The organism is Streptomyces minutiscleroticus, assembly GCF_014650875.1.
GTDB classification, from domain to species: domain Bacteria; phylum Actinomycetota; class Actinomycetes; order Streptomycetales; family Streptomycetaceae; genus Streptomyces; species Streptomyces minutiscleroticus.
In genome coordinates this window covers 25,046-49,652 of record NZ_BMVU01000040.1, presented here as the reverse complement: position 1 = coordinate 49,652, position 24,607 = coordinate 25,046, and the positions used below count along the sequence as shown (strand labels likewise).

Genomic DNA, 24,607 nt, shown 5'->3' with positions numbered 1-24,607 from the left:
GCGTCACATGAGCAGGTCGTCTACTTGTGCTTCGCCTTCACGGTACCTGCGTGCGATCTCCGTGCTGCAATCGTCGGCCGTGCGCTGCAGCTCCTGGCGGCTGCGGGAAACCCGCTGCTCATAGCGTTCCAGCCGCCTCAGGGCGGTGTTCAGCTCCGCGTCCGTACGGGCCGTGAGGTCGGACAGCTCGACCTCGGCGAGCATCTCCTCGGCCAGCCGCCGGTACTCCTCGCCCTCCGGCGTGCCCACCGTCACGTGGCGGGCCGACGAGCGCTGCCGGGCGGGCGTGTCGGCGAGGATCTCCGAGAGCCGGTCGACCACCGACGGCTCCCGCACGGGCTCCGCGAGGCCGCCTCTGCGCTTCAGCTCCGCCCGCAGGATGTCGACCCGTCCCTGGAGCAGCCGCCGCACGTAGCTGAGGTCCGCCTCGTCGCGCTGGGCGTCCCGGCGCAGCGCGCGCAGCTCCTCCAGGCCCAGGTCGCCCAGGGCCAGGACGGCCGTGCCGTGCTCGGGCGGCCCGACGGCCGGTCCGGCGGACGCCGCGGGCGGGCCGCCGGTCCGCTGCACGGGCGGGCGCGCCGGGCCCGGCCGCTGCGGGCGCCCCGCGCGGATCGGCGCGGCGGACCCGGGCTGCCGCCCGGTGCTGGATGTACTCATGTGCCTCTACCGTCCCCTCGGCCGGCGCGGTCACCTCGAAGGGTGCGCCGCGGTACACGGCATCGTGCCACCCCGAGTGGCCGCTATGTGACCGAGTGCCCCCGATCGGCCCTACATGGGGTGGTTGGAGGCCCCCTGAAAAGCCCCGGGGGGACGCCGCCGAAGGCCCCGTACGGACGCCGTGCCGCCGCACGGCATGATGTCCCCATGCGTGCGGTGGTGCAGAGGGTGGACGGCGCGAGCGTCGTCGTGGACGGCGAGACGGTCGGGGCGGTCGACGGCGAGGGCCTGTGCGTCCTGGTGGGCGTGACCCACGAGGACACCAAGGAGAAGGCCGCGCAGCTGGCCCGCAAGCTGTGGACGCTGCGCGTGCTGCAGGACGAGAGGTCGTGCAGCGACACCGGCGCCCCGCTGCTGGTGGTCAGCCAGTTCACCCTCTACGGGGACGCCCGCAAGGGCCGCCGCCCCACCTGGAACGCGGCCGCGCCCGGCGACGTCGCCGAACCGCTGGTGGACGAGGTGGTCGCGCAGCTGCGGACGCTGGGCGCGACGGTGGCGACGGGCCGCTTCGGCGCGCAGATGCGCGTCTCGCTGACGAACGACGGCCCGTTCACCGTGCTGCTGGAGATGTGAGGGCTCCCGGTCCCGGGTCCCGGTTCCCTACGGCTCGACGACCACTTCCTGGGCCGCGGCCGTCGTCTCGGCCAGCAGCGGCGCGTCCGCGGGGACGTTCCGCTTCACCAGGGCCAGCGCGATCGGGCCCAGCTCGTGGTGGCGCACGGACGTGGTGACGAAGCCGACCTTGCGGCCCTCGGGGCCGTCCGCGGCCAGCCGCACCTCGGCGCCGTGGCCGGGCAGGTGCACCTCGCTGCCGTCCAGGTGCAGGAAGACCAGGCGGCGCGGCGGCCGGCCCAGGTTCTGCACGCGGGCGACGGTCTCCTGGCCGCGGTAGCAGCCCTTCTGCAGGTGCACGGCCGTGCCGATCCAGCCCAGCTCGTGCGGGATGGTGCGGTGGTCGGTCTCGAAGCCGAGCCGCGGCCGGTGGTTCTCCACGCGCAGCGCCTCGTACGCGAGGATGCCGGCCGCCGGGCCGCTCCCCGCCGCGTACGCCTCCAGGTCGGCGCGCGGCAGGAACAGGTCGCGGCCGTACGCCGTCTCGCGGACGACGACGCCCTCGGGAACCTCGGCGATGGACCCGGCCGGCAGGTGCACGACCGCGAACTCGTCCGTTCTGTCGGCCACGTCCACGCGGTAGAAGAACTTCATCGACTCCAGGTACGCGATCAGCGCGTCCTGGCCGCCGGGCTCGGTGTGCATCCACACCGTCGCACCGTCGTCGACGAGGTAGAGGGCGTGCTCGATGTGGCCGTTGGCGGAGAGGATCAGCGCCTCGGTGGCACGGCCCGCCGGGAGCTCGCTGACGTGCTGGGTGAGCAGCAGGTGCAGCCAGCCGAGCCGGTCCTCGCCGGAGACGGTCACCACGCCGCGGTGCGAGAGGTCCACGAAACCGGTGCCGTCGGCGAGGGCGCGCTGCTCGCGGAACAGGTCGCCGTAGTGGGCGGCGACGCCTTCGTCCACGCCCTCGGCGGGAACGGCGCCGGGCAGGGACAGCAGGGGGCTCTTCATGGGCATACAGCCTACGACCGGTTGGTTGCCGTTTTTATTTCCCGGCGCGGGGCCGCGTCCCGCACCGTCCGGCCATCGGGGACCGCTGTGCGGGTCAGTCCCCGTCGCCGGTCCGCTCCGCGCAGTCCTGGCAGCGGCCGAAGATCGCGAAGTGCTTCATGTCCGTGTCGAAGCCGAACGTCTCGCGCAGCTTCGCCGTGAACTCCGCGGCCACGTCCAGGTCCGCCTCGATCACGTTCGTGCAGTCCCGGCACACCAGGTGGATGTGGTGGTGCCGGTCCGCGAGGTGGTACGTGGGCGCGCCGTGCCCCAGGTGCGCGTGGGAGACGAGGCCCAGTTCCTCCAGCAGCTCCAGCGTCCGGTAGACCGTGGAGATGTTCACCCCGGACGCGGTCCTGCGCACCTCGACGAGGATGTCGTCGGGGGTCGCGTGCTCCAGGGTGTCCACGGCCTCGAGGACGAGCTGGCGCTGCGGTGTCAGCCGGTAGCCGCGCTGCCGCAGGTCGTGCTTCCAGTCGGTGCTCACCACACTGAAAGTCTAGGGCTACTTGAAGAAGGCGATCCCGTCGTCGGGCATGTCGTCCGGAAGGGCCTTGGCCCAGCGCTCGACGTCCTCGGGGGTGACGACCTTCTTCAGGTGCGCCGACATGTAGGGGCGCAGCTCGACCTCGGGGGTCTGCTTCTCGCCGACCCACATCAGGTCGCTGTTGACGTAGCCGTACAGGCGCTTGCCGCCGCTGTAGGGGCCGGAGGCCTCCGTCCGGGCGACCGCGTCGGTGACGAGGTCGATCTGCGGCTTCTTCTCGGCCATCTCGCCGTACCAGACCTCGACGACGCCGTCGTTGCGCACCATCGTGACCTCGACCTTGCGGTCCTTGTCGATGCGCCAGAAGCCGGACTCGGTCTCCAGGGGCCTGACCTTGTTGCCGTCGGAGTCGAGCACCCAGGTGCGCGAGTGGTACTCCAGGAAGTCCCGCCCGTCGTGGGTGAAGGCGACCTCCTGGCCGAAGTTGCACTTCTCGGCGCCGGGGAAGTCGTGGACGCCCGCGCCGGCCCAGCTGCCGAGCAGGAAGGCGAGGGGGACGAGGTCCTTGTGCAGGTCGGACGGGATCTCGATCATGAGCTCGGAAGTTCCTCGGTGGGAGCGTCGGGGGTCAGCGCTGGCCCTGGTACAGCTTCTTCACGGTCAGCCCGGCGAAGGCCAGCACGCCGACGCAGACCAGGACCAGCAGGACTTCGAAGAATGCCTCAAGCACGGGGTGCTCCTCGGGTGACGCGGTGGACGGACGGCTCCCCGCCCGGCCGGGGCCGGAGGCGGGGTGGCGGCAGAGCCGGACCCCAGCTTAGTCGTCCGGGCCCGGGGACTCTCCGTGAGGTCGGTCCGGCCCGGCGCCCCACCGCAGCGCGGGCCGGGCCGGCGCCTCCACCGGCCGTGCGGGAGTGACTACGATTCGGCCATGGCGAAGAAGCTCGTGATCAAGGTGACGGCGGGGGCGGACGCCCCCGAACGCTGCTCTCAGGCGTTCACGGTGGCGGCGGTCGCCGTCGCGAGCGGCGTGGAGGTCTCGCTGTGGCTGACCGGCGAGTCCGCCTGGTTCGCCCTGCCGGGCCGGGCCGCCGAGTTCGAGCTGCCGCACGCCGCCCCGCTGCCGGACCTCGTGGACTCGATCCTGGCCGGCGGCCGGATCACGCTGTGCACGCAGTGCGCCGCGCGCCGCGACATCACCGAGAAGGACGTCATCGAGGGCGTGCGGATCGCGGGCGCGCAGGTGTTCGTGCAGGAGGCCATGGCGGAGGAGACCCAGGCCCTCGTCTACTGACGGCGGGCGCCCCCGTACCGGCCGCCACCGGCCGACGGTCCGCGTCCCCGTACCGGTCCGATCACCGTCGTGCGCCGGTCCGATCACCGTCGCGCACCGGTCCGATCGACACCGCGCGCCGGTCCGCGTCGGTCCGCGGGCCGTCAGTCCCGCCCGCCCCGTCCGCCCCTGCGGTCGAGCTCGTCCCACCACGCCTCGGACTCGGGGTCGTGCCCGCCGTCCGCCCGGTCGGACCGGGACCGCGCCCCGCGGCCGCCGGGCTCTCCGGGGGCGCCGGGCCTCTCGTCCCACCAGCGGTCCTCGGGGCCGCGCCGGTTGGCCGTGATCGCGGCGAGCGGCGGGATCACCATGGCCACGACGCACATGGCCACGGCCGCGGGGACCGACCAGAGGCGTACGACCCCCCAGGCCAGCACGAACAGGCCGAGGCAGGTCCCCATCATCGCGAAGTAGACGTGGCGCCTTCGCCGGTACATGTCTCCAGGCTATGCCCGCGGACGGCCGCAGGGCCGCACCCGTCCGGGAGAGCGTCCGGCTCCCGGGGTGCGGCCCTGCGGCGTGCCGCGGGCGCCGGCCGGGGACCGGCGCCCGCGGGAGAGACCGTTCAGACGGCGATCGCCACTTCGGCGAGGCCGCCCTTCTGCGCGACGACCGTACGGTCCGCCGTGGCGCCGGGCACCAGGGCGCGCACCGTCCAGGTGCCCTCGGCCGCGTAGAAGCGGAACTGTCCGGTCGCCGAGGTGGGCACCTCGGCGGTGAACTCGCCCGTCGAGTCCAGCAGGCGGACGTACCCCGTCACGGGCTCGCCGTCCCGGGTCACCTGGCCCTGGATGGTGGTCTCACCGGGCTTGATCGTCGAGGCGTCGGGGCCGCCGGCCTTCGCTCCACACATATGTCGGTTCCGTCCTTGAGGCTCGTGACTCGGGTCTTACTTGGCCGGGCCGAGCTCGATCGGCACACCCACGAGGGAGCCGTACTCGGTCCAGGAGCCGTCGTAGTTCTTGACGTTCTCGACACCGAGCAGCTCGTGCAGCACGAACCAGGTCAGCGAGGAGCGCTCGCCGATGCGGCACAGGGCGATGGTGTCCTTGGACAGGTCGATCCGCTCGTCCTCGTAGAGGGCCTTGAGCTCGTCGTCGGACTTGAAGGTGCCGTCGTCGTTGGCGTTCTTCGACCACGGGATGTTGCGCGAGGTCGGCACGTGGCCGGGGCGCTGCGACTGCTCCTGCGGCAGGTGGGCCGGGGCGAGGAGCTTGCCTGAGAACTCGTCGGGCGAGCGCACGTCGACGATGTTCTGGTTGCCGATCGCGGCGACGACGTCGTCGCGGAAGGCGCGGATCGAGGTGTCCTGCGGCTTGGCCTTGTACTGGGTGGCGGCGCGCTCCGGCACCTCCTCGACCAGCTCGCGGGCGTCCAGCTCCCACTTCTTGCGGCCGCCGTCGAGGAGCTTGACGTTCTCGTGGCCGTACAGCTTGAAGTACCAGTAGGCGTAGGCCGCGAACCAGTTGTTGTTGCCGCCGTAGAGGACGACCAGGCTGTCGTTGGCGATGCCCTTGGCCGACAGGAGCTTCTCGAAGCCCTCCTGGTCGAGGAAGTCGCGGCGGACCGGGTCCTGCAGGTCCTTCGTCCAGTCGAGCTTGATCGCGTTCTTGATGTGGTTCTTGTCGTACGCGGTGGTGTCCTCGTCGACCTCGACGAGGACGACCTGCGGGTCGTCCAGGTGCTCCTGGACCCAGTCGGCGTCTACCAGGACGTCGCTGCGGCTCATGCTGTTCTCTCCTCCGGGGCAGTTGCGGCGGTGCTGTGCTGGGGTGCTCGGGCGGGCGCGGGCACGCGGGCCGGGGGTCCGGGGGCGTACGCGGCACACGGGCGGACCCGACGAGGACGGTCGGGTGCCGCGGGGCTCGGGAGGCGGTGCTCCCGCTCAGAAGGGGCGACAGAGCATGGCGGCGACGCGGCACAGGTCTACTGCCCGCCGCTTCGTGAGATCCGCCTGTCGCTTCATGTCACCGATCGTAGGGACGTACCGGCGCGCGTGTCACCGGTATGTCGCATACTGAGACGCGATCGTCCGGCATACGGGAAAGACGGAGCACCGGGGGAGTCCCCGGCCGGGACCGGTGCGGCTCCCGGCCCCTGCGCGCCGCGGTGCGGACGGCTCCGTCTCGCCTGTCGGACAGGTGTCCGCCTCCGGTGCGTCCTACCCGGCGAGCTCCACGTCCGAACCCTTCACCGTGATCTCGACCCCGTCCTTCGCGGCGGCCACCTTGTCGAGCGCGATGCCGCCCGGCAGCCCGTCGATCCGCTGCTGGATGTCGGTTATCTCGCGGAACTTGTTCTCGGCCAGGGCCACGCCCAGGTCGGGCAGGGAGTCGGCGCGCACCTCGATCCTGTCGTCCTTCACGGCGACGGAGCTGAGCACGGTGACCGGCTGGGGCAGCTTGGTGCCGAGCACCGTCGCCTCCACCTGGACCTTGATCTTGCCGTCGCCGCCGTCGGAGAGCCCGACGACCCGGGCGGTGATCCCGGAGGTGACCCGGATCGGCTCGGCCTTGGCCGTCCGCAGCAGCTCGTCGTACCCGATCGTGGCGGTGCCGGTGGCGGAGTCGGCGGTGGCGGAGCTGTAGTCCCCGGAGAGGGTGACGCCGTGCAGCCGCGCGTCCAGCCGGTCGATGCGGATCGCGTCGCCGCCCGTGCCGCCGGAGCCGCCGTCGCCGGTCCCCTCGGCGGACGCCTCGAAGTCCTCGATGCCGACCCGGACCTCGTCGAGCCTGCCGCCCGCCAGCTGGGTGAGGAAGGGGAAACCCTGGACGGAGACGTCGGGCGTACGCGCCAGCCCCTCGTTGTTCTTCAGCCTCTCGGCCACCCGGTCCTCGGCATAGTTCAGCGCGAGCCGGTCGGCGAGCACGAAGAGCCCGCCCAGCACGAGGGCGAGGACCAGCAGTATTCGCAGTGCACGCATGTCTCGGTCTTTCCCCCACCCCGGGCGCTCGCCCACGACAACGGTCACCGGCGGGCCAGACGGACGCCGGACCGCGAGCGTAACTCCGGCCGCCGCCCCCGTCGTGGAGGCGACGGCCGGTTGTCGATCATCCGTGACACACGCGACGGCCGGTCCCGGGTCAGACCAGGGCGCGTCCCAGCAGGTAGACCGCCGGGGCGGCGGCGGCGAGCGGCAGCGCCACGCCCGCCGTCATGTGGACGAAGCGGGACGGGTAGTCGTAGGCGGCGACCCGGTGGCCGATCAGCGCGCACAGCCCCGCGCCGGCGCCGAGCAGGGCGCCGCCCGTGCCCAGGTCCGTCATGCCGCCCACGACCCAGCCCGCGGCGGCCGCGGCCAGCAGGGACACCACCACGGACACCGGGGTCGGCAGCGGCAGCGCGCGGACCAGGATGCCCACCGCCACCGCGGCGGCGCCCGTCGTCACCGCGTCCGGCACGGCCGCGAGGTGCCCGGCCGCAATGATCGAGAGGGCCGCCGACGCGACGGTCGCCATCAGGCCGTACATCCGCTCGTCGGGGTCGGCGTGACTGCGCAGCTGGAGGACCAGGGAGAGCAGGACCCACACGCCCAGGGCGCCGAGGATCGCCGCGGGGCCGTGCTCCCGGCCGGCCGCGAGCAGGGCCGCGTCCGCGACGAGCGCGCCGAGGAAGGCCAGCGCGATGCCCTGGCGGGCGGGCCACATGCCGTTCAGCCGGAACCAGCCGGCGGCGGTCACGGCCTGCAGCAGCACCAGCGGCACGAGCAGCGCGTACGAGCCGATCGCGGCCGCGCCGGAGAGCAGCAGCCCGAGCACGGCGGTGAGGGCGGCGGGCTGGATGCCCGGCTCGATGATCGGCGAGCGGCCCTCGGCGCGGGCGCGCTGGGCGTCGGTGATCCGGGCGTTGCCGGTGAGGGTGGGCGGACCGTAGGCCGGTCCGCCGTCGGTGCCCGGCGCGGCCGGTTCCGCCGGGGCCGGTGCGGCGTGCGCGGCGGCGGGGTGCGGGACCTGCGGCGCCGGGTGCCCGGCCGTCCCGGCCGGCGCCTCCGGGGGCAGCGCCTGCCCGGTGACGCCGTACTGCCCGGTCCCTCCGTACGGGGCGCCGTACGGCCCGCCGGTCCCGGCGTACTGCTGCGCGTGCCCGGAGTCGGCCGGCTGCCCATGGGCGGCCGGCCCGCCGAAGCCGCCGGGCTGCCCGGCCTGTCCGCCGTAGGAGACCTGCCGGCCGTACGAGACCTGCTGGTAGGACGCCTGCTGGTAGGACGCCTGCTGGTAGGGCGCCTGCTGGCCGTAGGACGCGGGCGCTTGCCGGCCGTAGGACGCCTGCTGGCCGTAGGTCGTCTGCGGGGCGGAGTGGGGGTGGCCGGAGCCGGACGGTCCGCCGTACCCCTGCCCGTCGCCGTACCCCTGCCCGCCCTGGGCCGCCTGCTGTCCGGCGTGGCCGTACGGGTCCGGTGCCGCGTGCCCGTGGCCGTACACCGGATCCGCCCCCGTCTGCGGGGGCAGGTACGCCGTCTCGGCCAGGTCGGCGGCGGTGACGGGCGGCTGCACCTGGGTCTCCCAGGTCTGCCCCTCCCACCGCTGGGTGTGGTCGTCCTGCGGGGCGGGCACGACGTCTTCGTACCGCGGCTGGGGGGCCGGCTGCCGGTGATGGGCGCCGTGCCCCTCGTAGGGCTGGTTGCTCATGGTCTGAAGGTCACCCTCCTGCGAACGGCGGGAGCACCTCGACCGTGCCGCCCTCGGCCAGGCGTACCGTCTCATGCCCGCGGGTGCCCACGGGATCCCCGTCGACGAGGAACGAGCATCGCCGCAGTACGCGCACCAGTTCGCCGGGATGCCGCTCGCGGGCCGCGTCGAGTGCCGCGGCGAGCGTGTCCGCCTCGTACGGCTCCTCGGCGACGCCGGCGGCGGCCTTGGCGGCCGCCCAGTAGCGCACCGTGCCCTTTGCCATCTGCTTCCTCACTCGGTGACGACGGTCGACACGGCCAGGCTAGCCCGCCGCGCGGACCGCCCACGCCCCGATCCGGTCCGGCAGCCCGTCGTCCGCCGCGTGCTCGGCGTGGCCCGTGCCGCGCTCCGGCCACAGCCGCGCGTGACCGCCGAAGGCGGCGGCCGGTATCCGGGGTGGTGGTGCCCCCAGCAGCCGACCGTGGTCGCCCTCCGGTGCCCCGGGCTCCGGGCCCACTCCACCGCGGCCGCCAGGTCCGGCACTTCGCGGTCGCCGGCCGCGGACCGGCCGCCGGAGGCCCCGTGACCGCGGAAGGAGAAGGTCACCACGGCCGCGTGCCGCGCGAGGAGGCCCGCCGCGCGGCGCACGTGCGGGCGGCCGAGATCGCCGGTGAAGCCGTGTGCGACGACGATGACCGGACCGTCATCGTCGGTGTTTCCGGTGTGTACGCGGCGTCGATCGCCACCCCGTCGGCCGCCTCGAGCAGGGCGTGCGCGGGGGCGCGGCGGCTCCGCGCGGCGCCGTCCGCGGGGCACGGCCGGGGAGATGATCGCGTCACATGACCTGCCGGACCCGAACTCATGTGGGCTATTCTGCTGAGCAGAGGACTCGGGCAGTGTTGCCCCCGGGTCCTCTTGTGCTTTACCGGGCGTTGTATACGAACGCTGTATACGGCGCCCGCGGCGCAGTCGCGGAGCCCACGGGGCGGGCTCCGCCCTCTGTACGAAGCAGTGCCGCAGAACTCCCCCGCCGCCCCCGGACCGGGGCGTGGGAGGTGCCCCCACGCAGGGACCGAGGAGGAACCAGACGTTATGGGCGAGCGAACCGTGCACGAACGTATGACGATCCGGGCGGGGGGAGCGCGATGAGTTCTCTGCTGCTCCTGACCAACGCCCTTCAGCCGTCCACGGAGGTGCTCCCCGCCCTCGGCCTCCTGCTGCACAACGTGCGCGTGGCCCCGGCGGAGGGCCCCGCGCTGGTCGACACCCCCGGTGCCGACGTGATCCTGATCGACGGGCGCCGTGATCTGCCGCAGGTGCGCAGCCTGTGCCAGCTGCTGCGGTCCACGGGGCCCGGCTGTCCGCTGATCCTCGTCGTGACGGAGGGCGGCCTCGCGGCCGTCACCGCCGACTGGGGCATCGACGACGTCCTGCTCGACACCGCGGGCCCGGCCGAGGTCGAGGCGCGGCTGCGGCTGGCCATGGGCCGCCAGCAGATCGTCGCCGACGACTCCCCCATGGAGATCCGCAACGGCGACCTCTCGGTGGACGAGGCGACCTACAGCGCCAAGCTCAAGGGCCGGGTCCTGGACCTGACCTTCAAGGAGTTCGAGCTGCTCAAGTACCTCGCGCAGCACCCGGGCCGGGTCTTCACCCGGGCCCAGCTGCTCCAGGAGGTCTGGGGCTACGACTACTTCGGCGGCACGCGCACGGTCGACGTCCACGTGCGGCGGCTGCGCGCCAAGCTCGGCCCCGAGCACGAGTCGCTGATCGGCACCGTCCGCAACGTGGGCTACCGCTTCGTCACGCCCGAGAAGCCGGAGCGGCCCGCCGGGACCCCGGCGCGCTCGGGCGAGGCCGGGGAGGGCGCCGCGGCGTCCGGGACGAAAGAGGACGAGACGGGCGTGACGGCGCACGCCGCCTCCGCGGACGCCGGGGCCGAGCCCCAGGAAGCCGCCGCACGGCCTGCCCAGAGGTAGGTCCATCCGCGTAGACTCCGCGCGTGGCCAAGGTGACACGGGACGACGTGGCGCGACTGGCGGGTACTTCCACCGCCGTCGTCAGCTATGTCATCAACAACGGACCCCGGCCGGTCGCCCCGGCCACGCGCGAGCGCGTCCTCGCCGCGATCAAGGAGCTGGGCTACCGGCCCGACCGCGTCGCGCAGGCGATGGCGTCGCGGCGGACGGACCTCATAGGCATGATCGTGCCGGACGCGCGCCAGCCCTTCTTCGGGGAGATGGCGCACGCGGTCGAACAGGCCGCCGCCGAGCGCGGCAAGATGGTCCTGGTCGGCAACTCCGACTACGTCGCCGAGCGCGAGGTGCACTATCTGCGCGCCTTCCTCGGCATGCGGGTCTCCGGCCTGATCCTGGTCAGCCACGCGCTGACCGACAACGCCGCCGCAGAGATCGATGCCTGGGACGCCCGGGTGGTGCTGCTGCACGAGCGGCCCGAGGCGATCGACGACGTGGCCGTCGTCACCGACGACGTGGGCGGCGCCCAGCTCGCCACCCGGCACCTGCTGGAGCACGGGCACCCGTACGTCGCGTGCCTGGGCGGCACCTCCGAGACGCCGGAGGTCGGCGACCCGGTCTCCGACCACGTCGAGGGCTGGCGGCGCGCGATGCAGGAGGCCGGCCTGGACACCGAGGGCCGACTGTTCGAGGCCCCCTACAACCGCTACGACGCCTACCAGGTCGCCCTGGAGCTGCTGGCGGGACCGCACCGGCCCCCGGCGATCTTCTGCTCCACCGACGACCAGGCGATCGGCGTCCTGCGCGCGGCGCGCGAGCTGCGCATCGACGTCCCCGGCGAACTGGCCGTGGCCGGCTACGACGACGTCAAGGAGGCGGGGCTCACCGACCCGCCGCTGACGACGGTCGCCTCCGACCGCCCCGCGATGGCCCGCGCGGCCGTCGACCTGGTGCTCGACGACGGCCTGCGGGTCGCCGGGTCCCGCCGGGAGCGCCTGAAGCAGTTCCCCTCGCGGCTGGTGGTGCGCCGGTCCTGCGGCTGCGGCTGAGCGGACCGACGGGACCGGCGCACCCCGTGCGGAGAGTCGCCTAGAACAGCAGGTCGTACTGGTCGAACCCGCCGCCCAGGCCGATCCGCGCGCCGAAGAGGTCGGCGGAGGCCCTGTTGGTGCCCGGGTAGAGCCACAGCCTGCCGCCGGAGTCACGCGTGACGACGTCCGCGATGCCGTCGCCGGTCATGTCGCCGTTCGCGACGTACGAGGTGAAGTTCCAGCCGGTGCGGGCCTCGATCCGCGTCGACCACGGCGTGTGCTCCTGCTGGGTGCCGCGGTAGAGGTACAGGACGCCCGAGCCGTTGCGGACCAGCAGGTCGGCCCGGCCGTCGCCGGACAGGTCGCCGTGCCCGAAGACCGTCACGCCCTTCCAGGACCTGTCGACGACCTTCACCTTGCCGTAGAACTCGCCGGTCCCCTTGCCCGGGTAGAGGTAGACCGAGCCGTCGGTGTCCACCGCGACCAGGTCGGGGCGGGCGTCGCCGGTCATGTCGCCGGGGATCGCGTACGACGTGTAGCCGCCCCACACCGAGGTGATCTGCATCCAGGTGTAGTCGCCGGCGCCGTGGTCGAAGTAGCTGCGGTAGAGCTTGCCGTCGTTCTTGTCGCGGATGACCAGGTCCTGGAACCAGTCCCGGTCGAGGTCGGCCTGAAGGCCCCAGCTCACGTCCTGCCAGCCGTGGCTCAAAAAGCTCCGCTGCGCGAGGGACGTGCCCTGGCTGACCTGCTCGAACAGGCCGCCGGACGGGGTGCGGGCCAGCAGGTCGGCCCGGCCGTCGAACGACCGGTCGGCGTCGTCGATGCGCGGCTGGGCGGCCCAGGTGTACGAGGAGACCTTGGTGAAGACCGGGTAGGCGCCCTGGGCGGTGCAGCCCTCGACGCCCCAGGAGACGATGCCGACGACCTTGTTGCCGACCACGAGCGGGCCGCCGGAGTCGCCGTTGCAGGGGGTCGTGGTGCCCTCGTCGGCGCCGGTCGCCGGGGTGCCGGCGCAGACCATCGAGCCCTCGACGAAGTAGTCCTGCCCGAAGACCGACTTCGCCGCGCTGTCGCAGGTGGCGTCGTCGACCAGCGGCAGGCTCGCCTTGCGCAGGGTCGCCGAGAGGTCGGCGTCCTCGGCGCCCGAGGTCAGACCCCAGCCGTACACCGTGCCGGTCCGGCCGGGCGTGTACGACGGGGTGTCGCCGGCGGCCGCCAGGCGCAGCCACGGCTGGTCCAGCGGGCGGTCGAGGGTGAGGACCGCGATGTCGTGCTGGTAGGTCTCGCCGTTGTAGCGGGTGTGGTTCCACTGCGACCAGACGCCCGCGACGGTGCCGCTGGTGCCGTCGTACAGGCCGGTGGCGCCGGCCACGACGGCGCCGTTCTCCGCCCAGTCCAGGCCGGCGACGCAGTGGGCGGCCGTGAGGACCTTGTTCGGGGCGACCAGGGTGCCGCCGCAGAAGTAGCTGTCCTCGGTGGTCGCGTCGTAGTAGGCGAGCTGGACCATCCACGGCGCGCCGGAGATGCTCGTCTCGGTGCCGCCGATGACGAACGGGGTCCTCTTGGGGGTCTCGGGCACCGCCCGGTCCTCGGCGGCCGCCACGACCCGCTCGCGCAGCTCCCGGTCGGAGGCGGTCGGGGCGGGGACGGCGGCGGTCCGGGCGACGCCCGGGTCGGGCAGGTCCGCCGCGCCGCCGGCGGCGGCCGCGGGCTGGGCGGCGAAGGCTCCGGCGCAGCTCAGCGCCAGTGCGAGGGCGGCCGCGGGCAGCACCCTCGAAGGGCGTCTCAGGCGGACGCGCAGGGCACGTATCACTCAGGGCTCCTGGGTGCGTGGGTGTCGTCCCGGGCCCGTCGGACGGGGGCCGGGGGATTCGATGGCCCGAGAAGGGCGTACGACGCACCGGCCCGGCCGAGCGCGGGCGTCCGCGTCGGACCGGGCGAACCGCGGAGCCCCCCTCCGGCGCGGTGATCGTAGGCCGCGCGCCCCTCCCGGCACAGGGCCTTCACATGCAGTGGACAAGTATTCGTCCGGCGCCCTCCGCGCCCTCACCTCGCGGCAACCCGCCGTTTCCCGCCCCCGGGCGCCTCGCGGACGGCTTTATATCGGGCATACGAGGTTCTGCCGGGCTTCTCAGAGCGCGCTCAGGGAGCTCTCATGATCGCGCGACAGGCTCTTCTCCATGACCGAGAGCTTCCGCCGCAGCGGCGAGTACCAGGGTGACCAGCAGCCGTCCGAGCAGTCCGCGCAGCCCGTCCGGCCCGCGCAGCCTCTCCAGCCCGCTCCGTCCTCGTACGACCGGCGGCACTCCCCCGTGAACCCGGAGTGGCCGCCCCCGCCGGCGTACGAGCCGGCCACGCCGGCCGCCGGAGCGGACGCCACCGCCTGGTCCGGGTCCGGCCGGGGCGGCGAGGGCGGTCCCGGTTCCGGTTCCGGCGGGTCCTTCGCGGCCTTCGGCTCCGACGGGCACCCCGCCGCCCCCACCGCGCTCCTCGCGGAGCCGGTTCCCGCCGCCCCCGCCCCGAAGAAGCGCGCCAGGGGGCCGCTGGCCCTGCTCGCCGCCGTCGCCATCGCGGCCGCGGCCGTGGGCGGCGGCACCGCCTACGCCTTCCAGGAGCTGACCGGCAACGACACCACCTCGACCAGCACCGGCACGAGCGTGGTGGCCGCGGCCAGGAAGGGCACCGTCGCGGGCGTCGCCGAGGCGGTCGGCCCGAGCATCGTCGAGATCAGCGCCTCCTCCGACTCCGGCGAGTCCACCGGCTCCGGCGTGATCATCACCGGCGACGGCGAGATCGTCACCAACAACCACGTGATCTCCGGCGCCTCCTCGATCAAGGTGTCGACCAGCGGCGGCAAGGAGTACACCGCGCAGGTCGTCGGCACCGACAGCAAGAAGGACCTCGCGCTGATCAAGCTGGAGAACGCCTCCGGTCTGACGGCCGCCGCGCTCGGCGACTCCTCCGCCGTCCAGGTCGGCGACGAGGTCGTGGCGATCGGCTCCCCCGAGGGCCTGACCGGCACCGTCACCAGCGGCATCGTCTCCGCGCTCGACCGCGACGTCACCGTCTCCACGGACGAGAGCCAGGGGCAGCAGTCCGGCCGGGGCGGCGGCAGCGGCCAGTGGCCGTTCGAGTTCGGCGGGCAGCAGTTCAACGGCGACACCGGCTCGTCCACGACCACGTACAAGGCGATCCAGACCGACGCCTCGCTGAACCCGGGCAACTCCGGCGGCGCGCTGATCGACATGAACGGCGACATCATCGGCATCAACTCCGCGATGTACTCCGCGAGCGGCGACTCCTCGTCCTCCTCCGGCGCGGGCAGCGTCGGCCTCGGCTTCGCCATCCCGATCGACACCGTCAAGGCCGACCTCGACACCCTGCGCGCCGGCGGCTCCGACAGCTGAGCCGCCCGCGGGCCCGTCCCCTTCCCAGGAGACCCTCATGACCAGGCACGTCACGCAGGTCGCGCAGATCGCCCACACCGTCGCGGGCGGCGACCCCGCCGGACTCGGCCTCGCCCTGGAGGTGGCCCGCGAGCTGCACCCGCCGGCCGGCCGCGCCCCCGAGGTCGCCCCGCCGGCCCTCCCCCGGTCCGTGCGCCGCTCCGCGGCCCGCCGCCGCGCCGCGCGTCCCCGACGCGGCCGCACACCGCCGACGGCGATCGTGCGAGGCTGAGAGCCGGACCCGACCCACCGCACCCGAGGAACACCACGCCCATGAGCCCCGCCGATGGCGACCGTGACCCCCAGCGCATCCTGATCGTCGACGACGAGCCCGCCGTACGCGAGGCGCTCCAGCGCAGCCTCGCCTTCGAGGGCTACGACACCGAGGTGGCCGTGGACGGCGCGGACGCGCTGGAGAAGGCCTCCGCCTACCAGCCCGACCTGGTGGTCCTGGACATCCAGATGCCCCGCATGGACGGGCTGACGGCCGCCCGCCGGATCCGCGGCGCGGGCACCACCACGCCCATCCTGATGCTGACCGCCCGCGACACCGTGGGCGACCGCGTGACCGGCCTCGACGCGGGCGCCGACGACTACCTGGTCAAGCCCTTCGAACTGGACGAGCTGTTCGCCCGCATCCGGGCGCTGCTGCGCCGCAGCTCGTACGCGGCGTCGGCGGTCGGCGCGCCCGAGGACGACGCGCTCACCTTCGCCGACCTGCGCATGGACCTGGCCACCCGCGAGGTGACCCGGGGCGACCGCGCGGTCGAGCTGACCCGCACCGAGTTCACCCTCCTGGAGATGTTCCTCGCCCACCCGCGCCAGGTCCTCACCCGCGAGCAGATCCTGAAGGCCGTCTGGGGCTTCGACTTCGAGCCCTCCTCCAACTCCCTGGACGTGTACGTCATGTACCTGCGCCGCAAGACCGAGGCGGGCGGCGAGCCGCGCCTGGTGCACACCGTGCGGGGCGTGGGGTACGTCCTGCGGTCGGGCGGCGCGGAGTGATCAGGCGGTTCCGTGCGCTGCCGCTGCGCTCGCGGCTGGCGCTGCTGGTCGCGGCGGCGGTGGCGTTCGCGGTGGCGGCGGTGTCGGTGACCTGCTGGTTCATCGTGCAGAGCAGGCTGTACGAACAGGTCAACGACGATCTGCAAAGGGGCGTGCGCGCCCCCGACCAGGCGCTCAACTCCGCCCTCAACAACTGCTCCGAGACCCCGCAGAGCACCGACAGCCCCTACCGGAACAACTACCTGCAGCTGGTCAGGGAGGACGGGACCGTCTGCGTCCTCGACTCCTCCGTCGGGAAGATCAAGGTCACCCAGGCCGACAAGGACCAGATCGGGAACGGCGACACCGGCAAGCTGTACTTCCGCAACGGCACCGACGCGGACGGCGACGCGGTCCGGGTGATGCTCAAGCCGATGCCGACCACCACCCTCGCCGGGACGCCGGGTCCCACCGTCGGCCTCATGGTCGCCGTCTCCCTGAAGAGCACCCAGGGCACGCTCAACGACCTGGCGCTGATCCTGCTCCTCGTCTCCGGCGTCGGGGTCCTCGGCGCCGGTGCCGCCGGCCTCGCGGTCGCCCGGGCCGGCCTGCGCCCCGTGGACAGGCTGACCGAGGCGGTCGAGCACGTCGCCCGCACCGAGGACCTCACCGTCCGCATCCCCGTCGAGGACGACAGCGACGACGAGATCGCCCGCCTGTCCCGCTCCTTCAACTCCATGACGTCGTCCCTGGCCAGCTCCCACGAACTCCAGCAGCAGCTGATCGCGGACGCCGGCCACGAGCTCCGCACCCCCCTCACCTCCCTCCGTACGAACATCGAGCTGCTCACCCGCAGCGAGGAGACCGGCCGCCCGATCCCCGAGGCCGACCGCAAGGCGCTCCTGGCCTCGGTGAAGGCCCAGATGACGGAGCTGGCCTCGCTGATCGGGGACCTTCAGGAGCTGTCCCGCTCGGAGGGGCAGCGCGGTGAGCGCGTCCAGGTGATCCCGCTGCGGGACACCGTGGAGACCGCCCTGCGCCGGGCCCGGCTGCGCGGTCCGGAGCTGACCATCACGGCCGACCTGGAGCCGTGGTACACCCGGGCGGAGCCGGCCGCGCTGGAGCGCGCGCTCGTCAACATCCTGGACAACGCGGTGAAGTTCAGCCCGGAGGGCGGCACGATCGAGGTCCGGCTCACGGGCGGCGTCCTCACCGTCCGCGACCACGGCCCCGGCATCGCCGCCGAGGAGCTCCCGTACGTCTTCGACCGCTTCTGGCGCTCGCCGTCGGCGCGGTCCCTGCCCGGCTCCGGCCTGGGCCTGTCCATCGTGGCCCGTACGGTCCGGCAGGCGGGCGGCGAGGTGACGCTGACCCGCGCGGAGGGCGGCGGCACGACGGTGACGGTACGGCTGCCGGGGGCGCCCACACCCCCGCCCGACCTGGCCCTCTGAGGCCCGCCCCGGGCCGCGTCCGGCGACGGTCCCCACCGGCCGGAGCAGGCGCCGAGCAGGCGTAAAGCCGGCGCGGAGCAGGCACGGAGCAGGCGCCTCCCGGGGAGGAGAGGCCCCCGGTGGGCCGGCCCGGCCTCCGGCTCCTCCCCGCCCCCGGCAACCTTTCCCCCCTCGGCTCCCACGAGCGAGTGAACCGATCCGCCCTTCACTCGACCCGACCGGGAGCACCCCGTGACCGACACCCGCAGCAAGGCACGGCACCGCAGGAGCAGGACGACCGCGCTGGCGGCCGGCGTCCCGCTGGCCCTGGTCGCCGCCGGCACCCTGGCCCACGGAGCCGGCACCGGCCTCCTCGGCACCGGCGTCCGGCAGGCGTCCGCCGCCACCGTCACCGCCGCCGCCCCGGCCTGGGCGACCGCCACCGCGGACGGCTTCGCCTCCGTCGACGCCCTCGGCCAGAACGGCACGTACGGCGGCCGGGACGGTCGGACCGTGACCGTGAGGACCCAGGCCGACCTGGAGAAGTACGCCACGGCCGCCGAGCCGTACGTCATCGTCGTCGCCGGGACGATCGACATCTCGCCCGTGGGCAAGGAGATCAAGGTCGCCTCCGACAAGACGATCGTCGGCTCCGGCACCGCCGGGCAGATCGTCGGCGGGGGGCTTCTTCCTCGGCTCCGGCGTGCACAACGCGATCATCCGGAATCTGACCGTCCGGGACACGTACCAAGGAGTCCGGAACGACAAGGAGCACGACTTCGACGCCGTCCAGACGGACGGCGCGCACCATGTGTGGATCGACCACAACGGCCTGCGGCGCATGGCGGACGGGCTGATCGACGTCCGCAAGGACAGTACGTACGTCACCGTGTCCTGGAACCGGCTGAGCAACGACAACAAGGCCTTCGGCATCGGCTGGACCGGGAACGTCGTCACCGGCATCACGGTTCACCACAACTGGATCCGCGAGACCGGGCAGCGCAACCCCTCCACCGACAACGCCGCCCACGCGCACCTCTACAACAACTACCCGGAGGACGTGGCGGGCACCGACATCACCTCCTCGTACGGCAACTACGCGCGCGGCGCGACGAGGACGCTGCTGGAGAACAGCTGCTTCCAGGGCTTCGTCAATCCCGTGATCAAGGACAGCACCGCGTCGGTCGTGCAGCGCGGCAACGTCTTCTCGGGCACCAGCGGCCGCAACGAGAGCGGCGGCACGGCGTTCGAGGCGAAGACGTACTACGGCCACACCCTCGACAAGGCGGCGGACGTGCCGTCGCTGGTCAAGGCGGGCGCCGGTCCGCGGTCCACGATCGGGACGACGACGGCCGCGGCCTCCACCACCGCGGCCACCGGGGCCGCGGGCGCCGCCGCCCCGTGCAGCCGGGCGTACGCACCGCCCCTGGCCAGCAGCTCCGCGTGGGTGCCCGACTCCACCAGCCGGCCCTCTTCGACGACGAGGACGCGGTCGGCGTCGGGGGCGAGGTGGAGGTCGTGCGTGATCATGACGGTCGTACGGCCCGCCGTCAGCCGCCGCAGCGGCCGCACCACCTGGCGGGCGGCGAGCGCGTCGAGGCCGGCGGTCGGCTCGTCGAGCACGAGCACCGGCGCGGCCCGCAGCATGGCGCGGGCGATGGCGACGCGCTGCAGCTGGCCGCCGGAGAGGACCGCCGTGCCGGGGGCGAGAGGGGTGTCGTAGCCCTCGGGCAGGGCGCTGATGAAGTCGTGCGCGGCGGCGTCCCGGGCCGCGCGCTCGATCTCGGCGTCGCTCGCGCCGGGCCGTCCGCACGCGATGTTCTCGCGGACGGTGCCGTGCAGGACGAGCGTCTCCTGGGGCAGCAGGGCGACGTTCTCGCGCAGGAAATCAAGTGGCAGGTCCGGCAGCGGGACGCCGTCCAGGCGCACCGCGCCCGCGTCCGGGTCGTAGAAGCGCAGGAGCAGCTTGGACAGGGTCGACTTGCCGGCCCCGCTGGCGCCGGTGACCAGCACGAGTTCGCCGGGTCCCGCCGTGAACGTCACGTCCCGCAGCGAGTCGGCGGCCGCGCCCGGGTAGCGGAAGGACGCGCCGTGGAGGCTCACCCGCCCGCGGACGGGCCACGGGGCGACGGGGTCGGCGGGGTCGGTCACGGCGGGACGGGCGTCGAGGACCTCCCGGAGGCGGTCGGCGCCCGCCGTGGCGGCGGTGAGCGTCAGTCCCAGTCCGCCCAGGCTGCGGACCGGCGGGTAGAGGTAGCCGAGGAAGGCCGCGAAGGCGAGCAGGTCGCCCAGCGACATCCGGTCCTGGGAGATCTCCCACGCGCCGAGGCCGATCACGGCGAGCACGCACAGCGTCTCCATGACCTCGACGAACTGCTCGTACAGCTCGCTCGCGCGGGCGCCGCGCACACTGGCCCGCAGCCAGGCGCGGGCCTCGCGGTCCAGGCGGCGCTCCTCGTCGCGGCGGCGGTTGTACGCCTGGGTCAGCACGATGTTGCCGAGGGCCTCCTCGACGACGGAGGTGAGGGCGCCGTCGGCGGTCCGCTCGTCCCGCGCGGCCGAGCTGATGCGGCCGGAGAAGCGGCGGGCCGTGAGGAGGAGGACGGGGGCGAGGACGAAGGTGGCGAGGGCCAGGTCCCAGCGCAGCCAGAGCGCGGCGGCGGCGTAGAAGACGGCCGAGAAGGCGGCGGAGACGGTGCCGACCACGCCCGAGACGACCATCTGCTCGATGGCCTCGACGTCGCCGGTGAGCCGGGCCACCAGGTCGCCCCGGCGGTGGCGCTGGAAGAAGTGCGGGGGCATCCGCTGGACGTGGCGGAAGACGTGCGCCCGCAGTCGCAGGACGAAGCGCTCGGCGGTCCACGCGGCGAGCGAGTTGCCGAGGTAGCCGACGAGCGCGCCGAGCACGGCGACGCCGAGCCAGGCGCCGGCCGGGCCCCAGAACGCGGAGAGCGAGCCCGCCTTCAGGGCGTGGTCGGTGAGGTCGGCGAAGAGCAGGATCGACGCGGTCTCGGCCAGCGCGGACACGACGACGCAGCCGATGATCAGCAGCAGCCACCGGCGGTCGCCGCGCGTGAGCGGCCAGAAACGGGCGAAGGCCTTCCGGGCTTTCCGCATGGTCGTTGGTTCTCCCTCATGAGACGGGCCGGACGGGCCGGCACACGGACCGCCGGAGCGGACCGGCGGAGCGGGCCGGCGAACGGGCCGGGCAGACCCCCTGGTCAGGACCCGCGGACCCGCCGAACACGGCCGCGACAGGTCCGCCGAACACGGCCGCGACAGGTCCGCCGGACACGGCCGCGACAGGTCCGCCGGACACGGCCGAGGCGGGGCCGCCGGGCGCGTCCGGGGCCCCGCCTCGTGGCGTGGCGGGCGGCCCGGCGGCCGGGACCGTGCGGCCCCGGCCCGCCGGGTGGCCTGTGCGGCCGCGGCCGGCGCCTAGCGGTTGTTGCCGACCGGGCGGCGCCGCGCCTTCTTCGCGGGCGCCTTCGGGGCGGCCTTCGCGGCCTGCTTCTTCGGGGCCGGAGCGGCCTTGCGGGCCTTCTTGACCGGGGCGACCTTGTGGAAGCTCATGGGAGTCCCTCTTTCTCGTGAAGTGAATTCCTTTTGCCGTTCGCCTTGTTCGGCTTCGACACGGAAAACACTACGGGACACCGGAACCCGAAAAAGCCATATCCGCTGAGACCTCGATGAAATGCCCCTGAGACCTGTTTTCAGCGTCCCCCGGGAACCGAAACGCATTTCACACAGACTTTATGACGCCGCTTACACGGAATTCACCGAGATCATTGCCGGGAAAAGGGGAGCGGGAGGGAGAGAAAAAGGAAGGGGCGGTGGGTGGTGTCCGGCCGGACACCACCCACCGCCCCCGCAGAGGGAACCGCAGGCGTACCTGCGCGCTACCGCACGACCGTGATCCGGTCCGCCGCCGGCGGCTCGATCGGGTCGGCGGCCGAGGAGTTGGCCGTCAGGTAGTCGGTGAGGGCGGCCAGGTCGTCCTCGCCCACCAGCTCGTTCGTGCCCTGCCCCAGCGTGGTGAAGCCGTCGCCGCCGCCCGCGAGGAAGCTGTTCATCGCGACGCGGTAGGTGGCGGACGGGTCGATCGCGGCGCCGTTCAGCCGGACCGAGTCCGCGACCACGCGCTCGGCGCCCGACTTCGTCAGGTCCAGGGTGTAGGTCAGCCCGGAGGAGATCTGCAGGACCTTCGGCGAGGCCGCGTTCGCGCCGCTGACCTGCTCCTGGAGCACCTTGATCAGCTGCTCACCGGTGATGTCCTTCAGGTTGACGGTGTTGGCGAACGGCTGCACCGCGAAGCCCTCCGCGTACGTCACCACGCCGTCGCCCTCGCTGCCGCTCGCCGCGTAGGTCAGGCCGGTGCGGATGCCGCCCGGGTTCATGAACGCGAGGTCGGTCTCCGGGTCCAGCTCCTTGCCGTACGCGAGCTGCGCGTCGGCGATCAGGTCGCCGAGCGGGGACTCGGTGCCGGCCGTGCCGATGTCGCCGGAGATGTGGCCGACGGCGCGGTTGCCGATGGGCGCGGCCAGCGCGTTCCACTTGCCGATCAGGCTGGTCATGTCCGGCGCCTTGGGCACGTCGCGGGTGACGACGTGGTTCGCGGACTTCACGGCCGTACGGGCGATGTCGCCGGTCCGGCGGTCGTAGGTCAGCGTGGTGTCCGTGTAGAGACGGCCGAAGGAGGCGGCCGAGGTGACCATGCGCGGCTTGCCCGCCGGGTCGTCGATCGTGCACACGTACGCGTTGTGCGTGTGGCCGGTGACCAGCGCGTCGACCATGGGCGAGACGTTCTCGGCGATGTCGACGATCGGGCCGGAGATGCCGTCGCCGGCGCCCGGGGCGTCGCAGTCGTAGTTGTACGAGGAGGAGGCGGGCGCGCCGCCCTCGTGGATCAGCGCGACGATCGACTTGACGCCCTGCTTCTGGAGCACCTTGGCGTACTTGTCGATCGTCTCGACCTCGTCCTTGAACTTCAGGCCCTTCACGCCCTCGGCGGAGACGACGCCGGGGGTGTTCTCCAGGGTCACGCCGATGAAGCCGACCTTGACGCCGTTCTTCTTCCACACCCAGTAGGGGGCGAGGACCGGCTTGCCGCTCTTCTCGTCGAGCACGTTGGCGGCGAGGTAGGGGAAGTCGGCGCCCTGGAACTTCTTGCCCTCGACGTAGCAGCCGTCGGTGGGGTGGCAGCCGCCCTTCTGCAGGCGGGCCAGTTCCTTGGCGCCCTCGTCGAACTCGTGGTTGCCCACGCTGGTCACGTCGAGGTCGAGCTTGTTCAGCGCCTCGATCGTGGGCTCGTCGTGGAACAGGCCGGAGATCAGCGGCGAGGCGCCGACCATGTCGCCGCCGGCCGCGGTGATCGAGTACGCGTTGCCCTTGCGGGCCTGGCGCAGGTGCGTCGCCAGGTACTCGACACCGCCCGCGTCGACCGTCTTCGTGGTGCCGTCGGCCTGCGTCTCGGTGACCCGGCCCGAGGAGCCGGACGGCGGCTCCAGGTTGCCGTGCAGGTCGTTGAAGGACAGCAGTTGCACGTCCTGGTAGCGGCTCCGCTCGTCCTGGTGCTTGCCGCCCTTGCCGTGGTGCGACTCGCCCGCCGCGGCCGGCAGCGCCGCGGTGAGCGCGCCGACGGTGGCGAGGCCGGCGGCGGCCGCGAGGAGCCGCCGGGCGCGGCGTCCTTCGCGCTGTGGCTGGGTCGAGGCTGGCATGTGCCCCCCTGTGCGTGGTGTGTGAACGGGGTTCCGTCCTGGCGCAGCCTAGGGTCAACGCGCGTAGCGAAACAGGGGGTCCAGGGTTACGGAGTGGTTGCCGTCGGGTGCACTTCGCCATGAACCGGACAGCCCGTACTCTCGTAGCCATGACCAGCGACGACACCGCCACGTCCCGTCCCCTCCGCCGCATCGAGACCGTCTCCGAGCCGACCCCCGAGCAGACGGAGGCCGTGTTCGCGCTGCTCGCGACCGCCGCCCGCACCGACCGGCAGCAGGCGGTGTCCGAGCAGGGCAGGCTGCAGCTGCGCGGCGGCGCGCGCGAGGGCGTGCAGCACCTGCTCCTGACCGTGGGCGACGACCTCGTCGGGTACGCGCAGCTGGACGGCACCGACCCGGTCGAGGCGCCGGCCGCCGAACTCGTCGTGCACCCGGACCACCGCGCGCACGGGCACGGGCGCGCCCTGGGCACCGCGCTGCTCACCCGGACCGGCAAGCGGCTGCGCGTCTGGGCGCACGGCGGGCACGCCGCGGCCCGGCACCTGGCGCAGGTCCTCGGCCTCACCCTCTTCCGCGAGCTGCGCCAGATGCGGCGCCCGCTGACGGACCTGGAGCTGCCCGAGCCGGTGCTGCCGCAGGGCGTCACCGTCCGCGCCTTCATGCCGGGGCGGGACGACGCCGCCTGGCTCGCGGTGAACGCGGCGGCCTTCGCCCACCACCCCGAGCAGGGCTCGCTCACCCAGCGGGACCTCGACGACCGCGTCGCGGAGCCCTGGTTCGACCCGTCCGGCTTCTTCCTGGCCTTCCGCGGCGAGGAGCTGGTCGGCTTCCACTGGACGAAGGTGCACGCCGAGGAGGGACTGGGCGAGGTGTACGTGGTGGGCGTGCGGCCCGGCGCGCAGGGCGGCGGCCTGGGCAGGGCCCTGACCACGGTCGGCCTGCGCCACCTGGCCGCCCGGGGCCTGCCCACGGCGATGCTGTACGTCGACGCCGACAACAAGGCGGCGGTCTCGGTCTACGAGCGCCTCGGCTTCACCACGTACGAGACGGACCTGATGTACCGCACGGAGTCCTGACCGCGCGCCCGTGCGGGCCGGCCGTCCGGCACCGGTCCGCACGGCCGCCCGCGCGGGCCCCGGAGCCACCGGGCCCCTGGGCCGCCAGGGCGGCCCCGGAGCCCTGCCGCTCCGCGGAGCCCGGCCCTCGCGGACGCCCGCGGGTCTCCCCCCGGTGTCCCGCACGTCATGTCGCCGTAACCGTCGATTCAGACG

Annotated in this window: 25 protein-coding genes and 2 pseudogenes; 10 read left to right on the top strand and 17 right to left on the bottom strand. The window is 73.4% G+C overall.

What is annotated here, in order from left to right; translation table 11 throughout:
- Positions 1 to 3 precede the first annotated feature (3 nt).
- Positions 4 to 657, bottom strand: coding sequence for an RsiG family protein (locus IE271_RS29585; RefSeq protein WP_190193538.1), 654 nt, complete (start codon positions 655 to 657; stop codon positions 4 to 6).
- A 207-nt stretch (positions 658 to 864) separates the two neighbouring features.
- On the opposite strand from IE271_RS29585, the gene dtd reads away from it, so the two are divergent.
- A complete protein-coding gene (gene dtd, locus IE271_RS29580) occupies positions 865 to 1,290 on the top strand; it encodes a D-aminoacyl-tRNA deacylase (protein WP_190193537.1) in 426 nt (141 codons plus the stop codon).
- 27 nt (positions 1,291 to 1,317) lie between these two features.
- Here dtd and ygfZ read toward each other — a convergent pair whose 3' ends face one another.
- From ygfZ to IE271_RS29565, 3 genes are all read right to left on the bottom strand, one after another.
- Positions 1,318 to 2,283, bottom strand: a complete 966-nt coding sequence (gene ygfZ, locus IE271_RS29575) for a CAF17-like 4Fe-4S cluster assembly/insertion protein YgfZ (RefSeq protein WP_190193536.1) — start codon at positions 2,281 to 2,283, stop codon at positions 1,318 to 1,320.
- A gap of 94 nt (positions 2,284 to 2,377) precedes the next feature.
- A complete protein-coding gene (locus tag IE271_RS29570) occupies positions 2,378 to 2,812 on the bottom strand; it encodes a Fur family transcriptional regulator (protein ID WP_190193535.1) in 435 nt (144 codons plus the stop codon).
- Positions 2,813 to 2,827: 15 nt separating this feature from the next.
- The gene (locus IE271_RS29565; protein WP_190193534.1) at positions 2,828 to 3,403 is read right to left on the bottom strand and encodes a heme-binding beta-barrel domain-containing protein; all 576 of its coding nucleotides are present in this window, start codon (positions 3,401 to 3,403) and stop codon (positions 2,828 to 2,830) included.
- Positions 3,404 to 3,740: 337 nt separating this feature from the next.
- Between IE271_RS29565 and IE271_RS29560 the strand changes: the two genes are divergently transcribed.
- Positions 3,741 to 4,103, top strand: a complete 363-nt coding sequence (locus IE271_RS29560) for a DsrE family protein (RefSeq protein WP_190193533.1) — start codon at positions 3,741 to 3,743, stop codon at positions 4,101 to 4,103.
- A 143-nt stretch (positions 4,104 to 4,246) separates the two neighbouring features.
- Here the strand turns inward: IE271_RS29560 and IE271_RS29555 are convergent, their stop codons facing one another.
- From IE271_RS29555 to IE271_RS44375, 9 genes and pseudogenes are all read right to left on the bottom strand, one after another.
- A complete protein-coding gene (locus IE271_RS29555; protein WP_190193532.1) occupies positions 4,247 to 4,579 on the bottom strand; it encodes a DUF3099 domain-containing protein in 333 nt (110 codons plus the stop codon).
- A gap of 128 nt (positions 4,580 to 4,707) precedes the next feature.
- Positions 4,708 to 4,995 (bottom strand): DUF1416 domain-containing protein, encoded by a 288-nt coding sequence (locus tag IE271_RS29550; protein WP_028421436.1) that lies wholly within the window; start codon positions 4,993 to 4,995, stop codon positions 4,708 to 4,710.
- Positions 4,996 to 5,031: 36 nt separating this feature from the next.
- Positions 5,032 to 5,871, bottom strand: coding sequence for a sulfurtransferase (locus tag IE271_RS29545; protein WP_190193531.1), 840 nt, complete (start codon positions 5,869 to 5,871; stop codon positions 5,032 to 5,034).
- Between the two features lie 156 nt (positions 5,872 to 6,027).
- Complete coding sequence (locus IE271_RS44035; RefSeq protein ID WP_350751515.1) at positions 6,028 to 6,108, bottom strand: Ms5788A family Cys-rich leader peptide; 81 nt, start codon at positions 6,106 to 6,108, stop codon at positions 6,028 to 6,030.
- A 195-nt stretch (positions 6,109 to 6,303) separates the two neighbouring features.
- Positions 6,304 to 7,065, bottom strand: coding sequence for an LmeA family phospholipid-binding protein (locus IE271_RS29540; RefSeq protein ID WP_190193530.1), 762 nt, complete (start codon positions 7,063 to 7,065; stop codon positions 6,304 to 6,306).
- A 160-nt stretch (positions 7,066 to 7,225) separates the two neighbouring features.
- Positions 7,226 to 8,770 (bottom strand): hypothetical protein, encoded by a 1,545-nt coding sequence (locus IE271_RS29535; RefSeq protein WP_190193529.1) that lies wholly within the window; start codon positions 8,768 to 8,770, stop codon positions 7,226 to 7,228.
- 10 nt (positions 8,771 to 8,780) lie between these two features.
- On the bottom strand, positions 8,781 to 9,035 hold the full coding sequence (locus IE271_RS29530; protein ID WP_190193528.1) for a MoaD/ThiS family protein: 255 nt from the start codon (positions 9,033 to 9,035) through the stop codon (positions 8,781 to 8,783).
- A gap of 39 nt (positions 9,036 to 9,074) precedes the next feature.
- A complete protein-coding gene (locus tag IE271_RS42395) occupies positions 9,075 to 9,269 on the bottom strand; it encodes a hypothetical protein (protein ID WP_229919633.1) in 195 nt (64 codons plus the stop codon).
- A pseudogene (locus tag IE271_RS44375) lies at positions 9,227 to 9,591 on the bottom strand (alpha/beta fold hydrolase); the annotation flags it as partial. The pseudogene IE271_RS44375 and the gene IE271_RS42395, both read right to left, overlap by 43 nt.
- Positions 9,592 to 9,897: 306 nt before the next feature.
- On the opposite strand from IE271_RS44375, the gene IE271_RS29520 reads away from it, so the two are divergent.
- Together IE271_RS29520 and IE271_RS29515 are read left to right on the top strand one after the other, a co-directional pair.
- A complete protein-coding gene (locus IE271_RS29520; protein ID WP_190193527.1) occupies positions 9,898 to 10,731 on the top strand; it encodes a response regulator transcription factor in 834 nt (277 codons plus the stop codon).
- Positions 10,732 to 10,754: 23 nt separating this feature from the next.
- Positions 10,755 to 11,777, top strand: coding sequence for a LacI family DNA-binding transcriptional regulator (locus IE271_RS29515; RefSeq protein ID WP_190193526.1), 1,023 nt, complete (start codon positions 10,755 to 10,757; stop codon positions 11,775 to 11,777).
- Positions 11,778 to 11,817: 40 nt separating this feature from the next.
- Here the strand turns inward: IE271_RS29515 and IE271_RS29510 are convergent, their stop codons facing one another.
- Complete coding sequence (locus IE271_RS29510; protein WP_190193525.1) at positions 11,818 to 13,572, bottom strand: trypsin-like serine protease; 1,755 nt, start codon at positions 13,570 to 13,572, stop codon at positions 11,818 to 11,820.
- Between the two features lie 367 nt (positions 13,573 to 13,939).
- Here IE271_RS29510 and IE271_RS29505 point away from each other — a divergent pair, with 367 nt between their 5' ends.
- From IE271_RS29505 to IE271_RS29485, 5 genes and pseudogenes are all read left to right on the top strand, one after another.
- Positions 13,940 to 15,166, top strand: coding sequence for a S1C family serine protease (locus tag IE271_RS29505; RefSeq protein WP_190193524.1), 1,227 nt, complete (start codon positions 13,940 to 13,942; stop codon positions 15,164 to 15,166).
- Positions 15,167 to 15,203: 37 nt separating this feature from the next.
- The gene (locus IE271_RS29500; RefSeq protein ID WP_190193523.1) at positions 15,204 to 15,437 is read left to right on the top strand and encodes a hypothetical protein; all 234 of its coding nucleotides are present in this window, start codon (positions 15,204 to 15,206) and stop codon (positions 15,435 to 15,437) included.
- A 41-nt stretch (positions 15,438 to 15,478) separates the two neighbouring features.
- Positions 15,479 to 16,210 carry a response regulator transcription factor gene (locus IE271_RS29495; protein ID WP_190193522.1) on the top strand — a complete coding sequence of 244 codons (732 nt, stop codon included), beginning with the start codon at positions 15,479 to 15,481 and terminating at the stop codon, positions 16,208 to 16,210.
- Complete coding sequence (locus tag IE271_RS29490; protein WP_190193521.1) at positions 16,207 to 17,640, top strand: sensor histidine kinase; 1,434 nt, start codon at positions 16,207 to 16,209, stop codon at positions 17,638 to 17,640. The genes IE271_RS29495 and IE271_RS29490 overlap by 4 nt, the downstream gene beginning before the upstream one ends.
- A 231-nt stretch (positions 17,641 to 17,871) precedes the next feature.
- Positions 17,872 to 19,001: pseudogene (locus IE271_RS29485) on the top strand (pectate lyase family protein); the annotation flags it as partial.
- Here IE271_RS29485 and IE271_RS29480 read toward each other — a convergent pair.
- From IE271_RS29480 to IE271_RS29475, 3 genes are all read right to left on the bottom strand, one after another.
- Entirely contained in the window at positions 18,883 to 20,736 is a 1,854-nt protein-coding gene (locus IE271_RS29480; protein ID WP_190193520.1) for an ABC transporter ATP-binding protein, read from the bottom strand. The pseudogene IE271_RS29485 and the gene IE271_RS29480 overlap by 119 nt on opposite strands.
- A 321-nt stretch (positions 20,737 to 21,057) precedes the next feature.
- Positions 21,058 to 21,192 carry a hypothetical protein gene (locus tag IE271_RS43420; protein ID WP_268256228.1) on the bottom strand — a complete coding sequence of 45 codons (135 nt, stop codon included), beginning with the start codon at positions 21,190 to 21,192 and terminating at the stop codon, positions 21,058 to 21,060.
- 326 nt (positions 21,193 to 21,518) lie between these two features.
- Positions 21,519 to 23,336 (bottom strand): bifunctional metallophosphatase/5'-nucleotidase, encoded by a 1,818-nt coding sequence (locus tag IE271_RS29475; protein WP_190193519.1) that lies wholly within the window; start codon positions 23,334 to 23,336, stop codon positions 21,519 to 21,521.
- A 149-nt stretch (positions 23,337 to 23,485) separates the two neighbouring features.
- Between IE271_RS29475 and mshD the strand changes: the two genes are divergently transcribed.
- On the top strand, positions 23,486 to 24,412 hold the full coding sequence (gene mshD / locus IE271_RS29470; protein ID WP_190193518.1) for a mycothiol synthase: 927 nt from the start codon (positions 23,486 to 23,488) through the stop codon (positions 24,410 to 24,412).
- Positions 24,413 to 24,607: the final 195 nt, after the last annotated feature.

Coding starts and splice junctions, on each gene's coding strand:
- IE271_RS29585 (WP_190193538.1), bottom strand. CDS start 657: ATGAGTACATCCAGCACCGGGCGGCAGCCCGGGTCCGCCGCGCCGATC.
- dtd (WP_190193537.1), top strand. CDS start 865: ATGCGTGCGGTGGTGCAGAGGGTGGACGGCGCGAGCGTCGTCGTGGAC.
- ygfZ (WP_190193536.1), bottom strand. CDS start 2,283: ATGAAGAGCCCCCTGCTGTCCCTGCCCGGCGCCGTTCCCGCCGAGGGC.
- IE271_RS29565 (WP_190193534.1), bottom strand. CDS start 3,403: ATGATCGAGATCCCGTCCGACCTGCACAAGGACCTCGTCCCCCTCGCC.
- IE271_RS29560 (WP_190193533.1), top strand. CDS start 3,741: ATGGCGAAGAAGCTCGTGATCAAGGTGACGGCGGGGGCGGACGCCCCC.
- IE271_RS29555 (WP_190193532.1), bottom strand. CDS start 4,579: ATGTACCGGCGAAGGCGCCACGTCTACTTCGCGATGATGGGGACCTGC.
- IE271_RS29550 (WP_028421436.1), bottom strand. CDS start 4,995: ATGTGTGGAGCGAAGGCCGGCGGCCCCGACGCCTCGACGATCAAGCCC.
- IE271_RS29545 (WP_190193531.1), bottom strand. CDS start 5,871: ATGAGCCGCAGCGACGTCCTGGTAGACGCCGACTGGGTCCAGGAGCAC.
- IE271_RS44035 (WP_350751515.1), bottom strand. CDS start 6,108: ATGAAGCGACAGGCGGATCTCACGAAGCGGCGGGCAGTAGACCTGTGC.
- IE271_RS29540 (WP_190193530.1), bottom strand. CDS start 7,065: ATGCGTGCACTGCGAATACTGCTGGTCCTCGCCCTCGTGCTGGGCGGG.
- IE271_RS29535 (WP_190193529.1), bottom strand. CDS start 8,770: ATGAGCAACCAGCCCTACGAGGGGCACGGCGCCCATCACCGGCAGCCG.
- IE271_RS29530 (WP_190193528.1), bottom strand. CDS start 9,035: ATGGCAAAGGGCACGGTGCGCTACTGGGCGGCCGCCAAGGCCGCCGCC.
- IE271_RS29520 (WP_190193527.1), top strand. CDS start 9,898: ATGAGTTCTCTGCTGCTCCTGACCAACGCCCTTCAGCCGTCCACGGAG.
- IE271_RS29505 (WP_190193524.1), top strand. CDS start 13,940: ATGACCGAGAGCTTCCGCCGCAGCGGCGAGTACCAGGGTGACCAGCAG.
- IE271_RS29500 (WP_190193523.1), top strand. CDS start 15,204: ATGACCAGGCACGTCACGCAGGTCGCGCAGATCGCCCACACCGTCGCG.
- IE271_RS29495 (WP_190193522.1), top strand. CDS start 15,479: ATGAGCCCCGCCGATGGCGACCGTGACCCCCAGCGCATCCTGATCGTC.
- IE271_RS29480 (WP_190193520.1), bottom strand. CDS start 20,736: ATGCGGAAAGCCCGGAAGGCCTTCGCCCGTTTCTGGCCGCTCACGCGC.
- IE271_RS43420 (WP_268256228.1), bottom strand. CDS start 21,192: ATGAGCTTCCACAAGGTCGCCCCGGTCAAGAAGGCCCGCAAGGCCGCT.
- IE271_RS29475 (WP_190193519.1), bottom strand. CDS start 23,336: ATGCCAGCCTCGACCCAGCCACAGCGCGAAGGACGCCGCGCCCGGCGG.
- mshD (WP_190193518.1), top strand. CDS start 23,486: ATGACCAGCGACGACACCGCCACGTCCCGTCCCCTCCGCCGCATCGAG.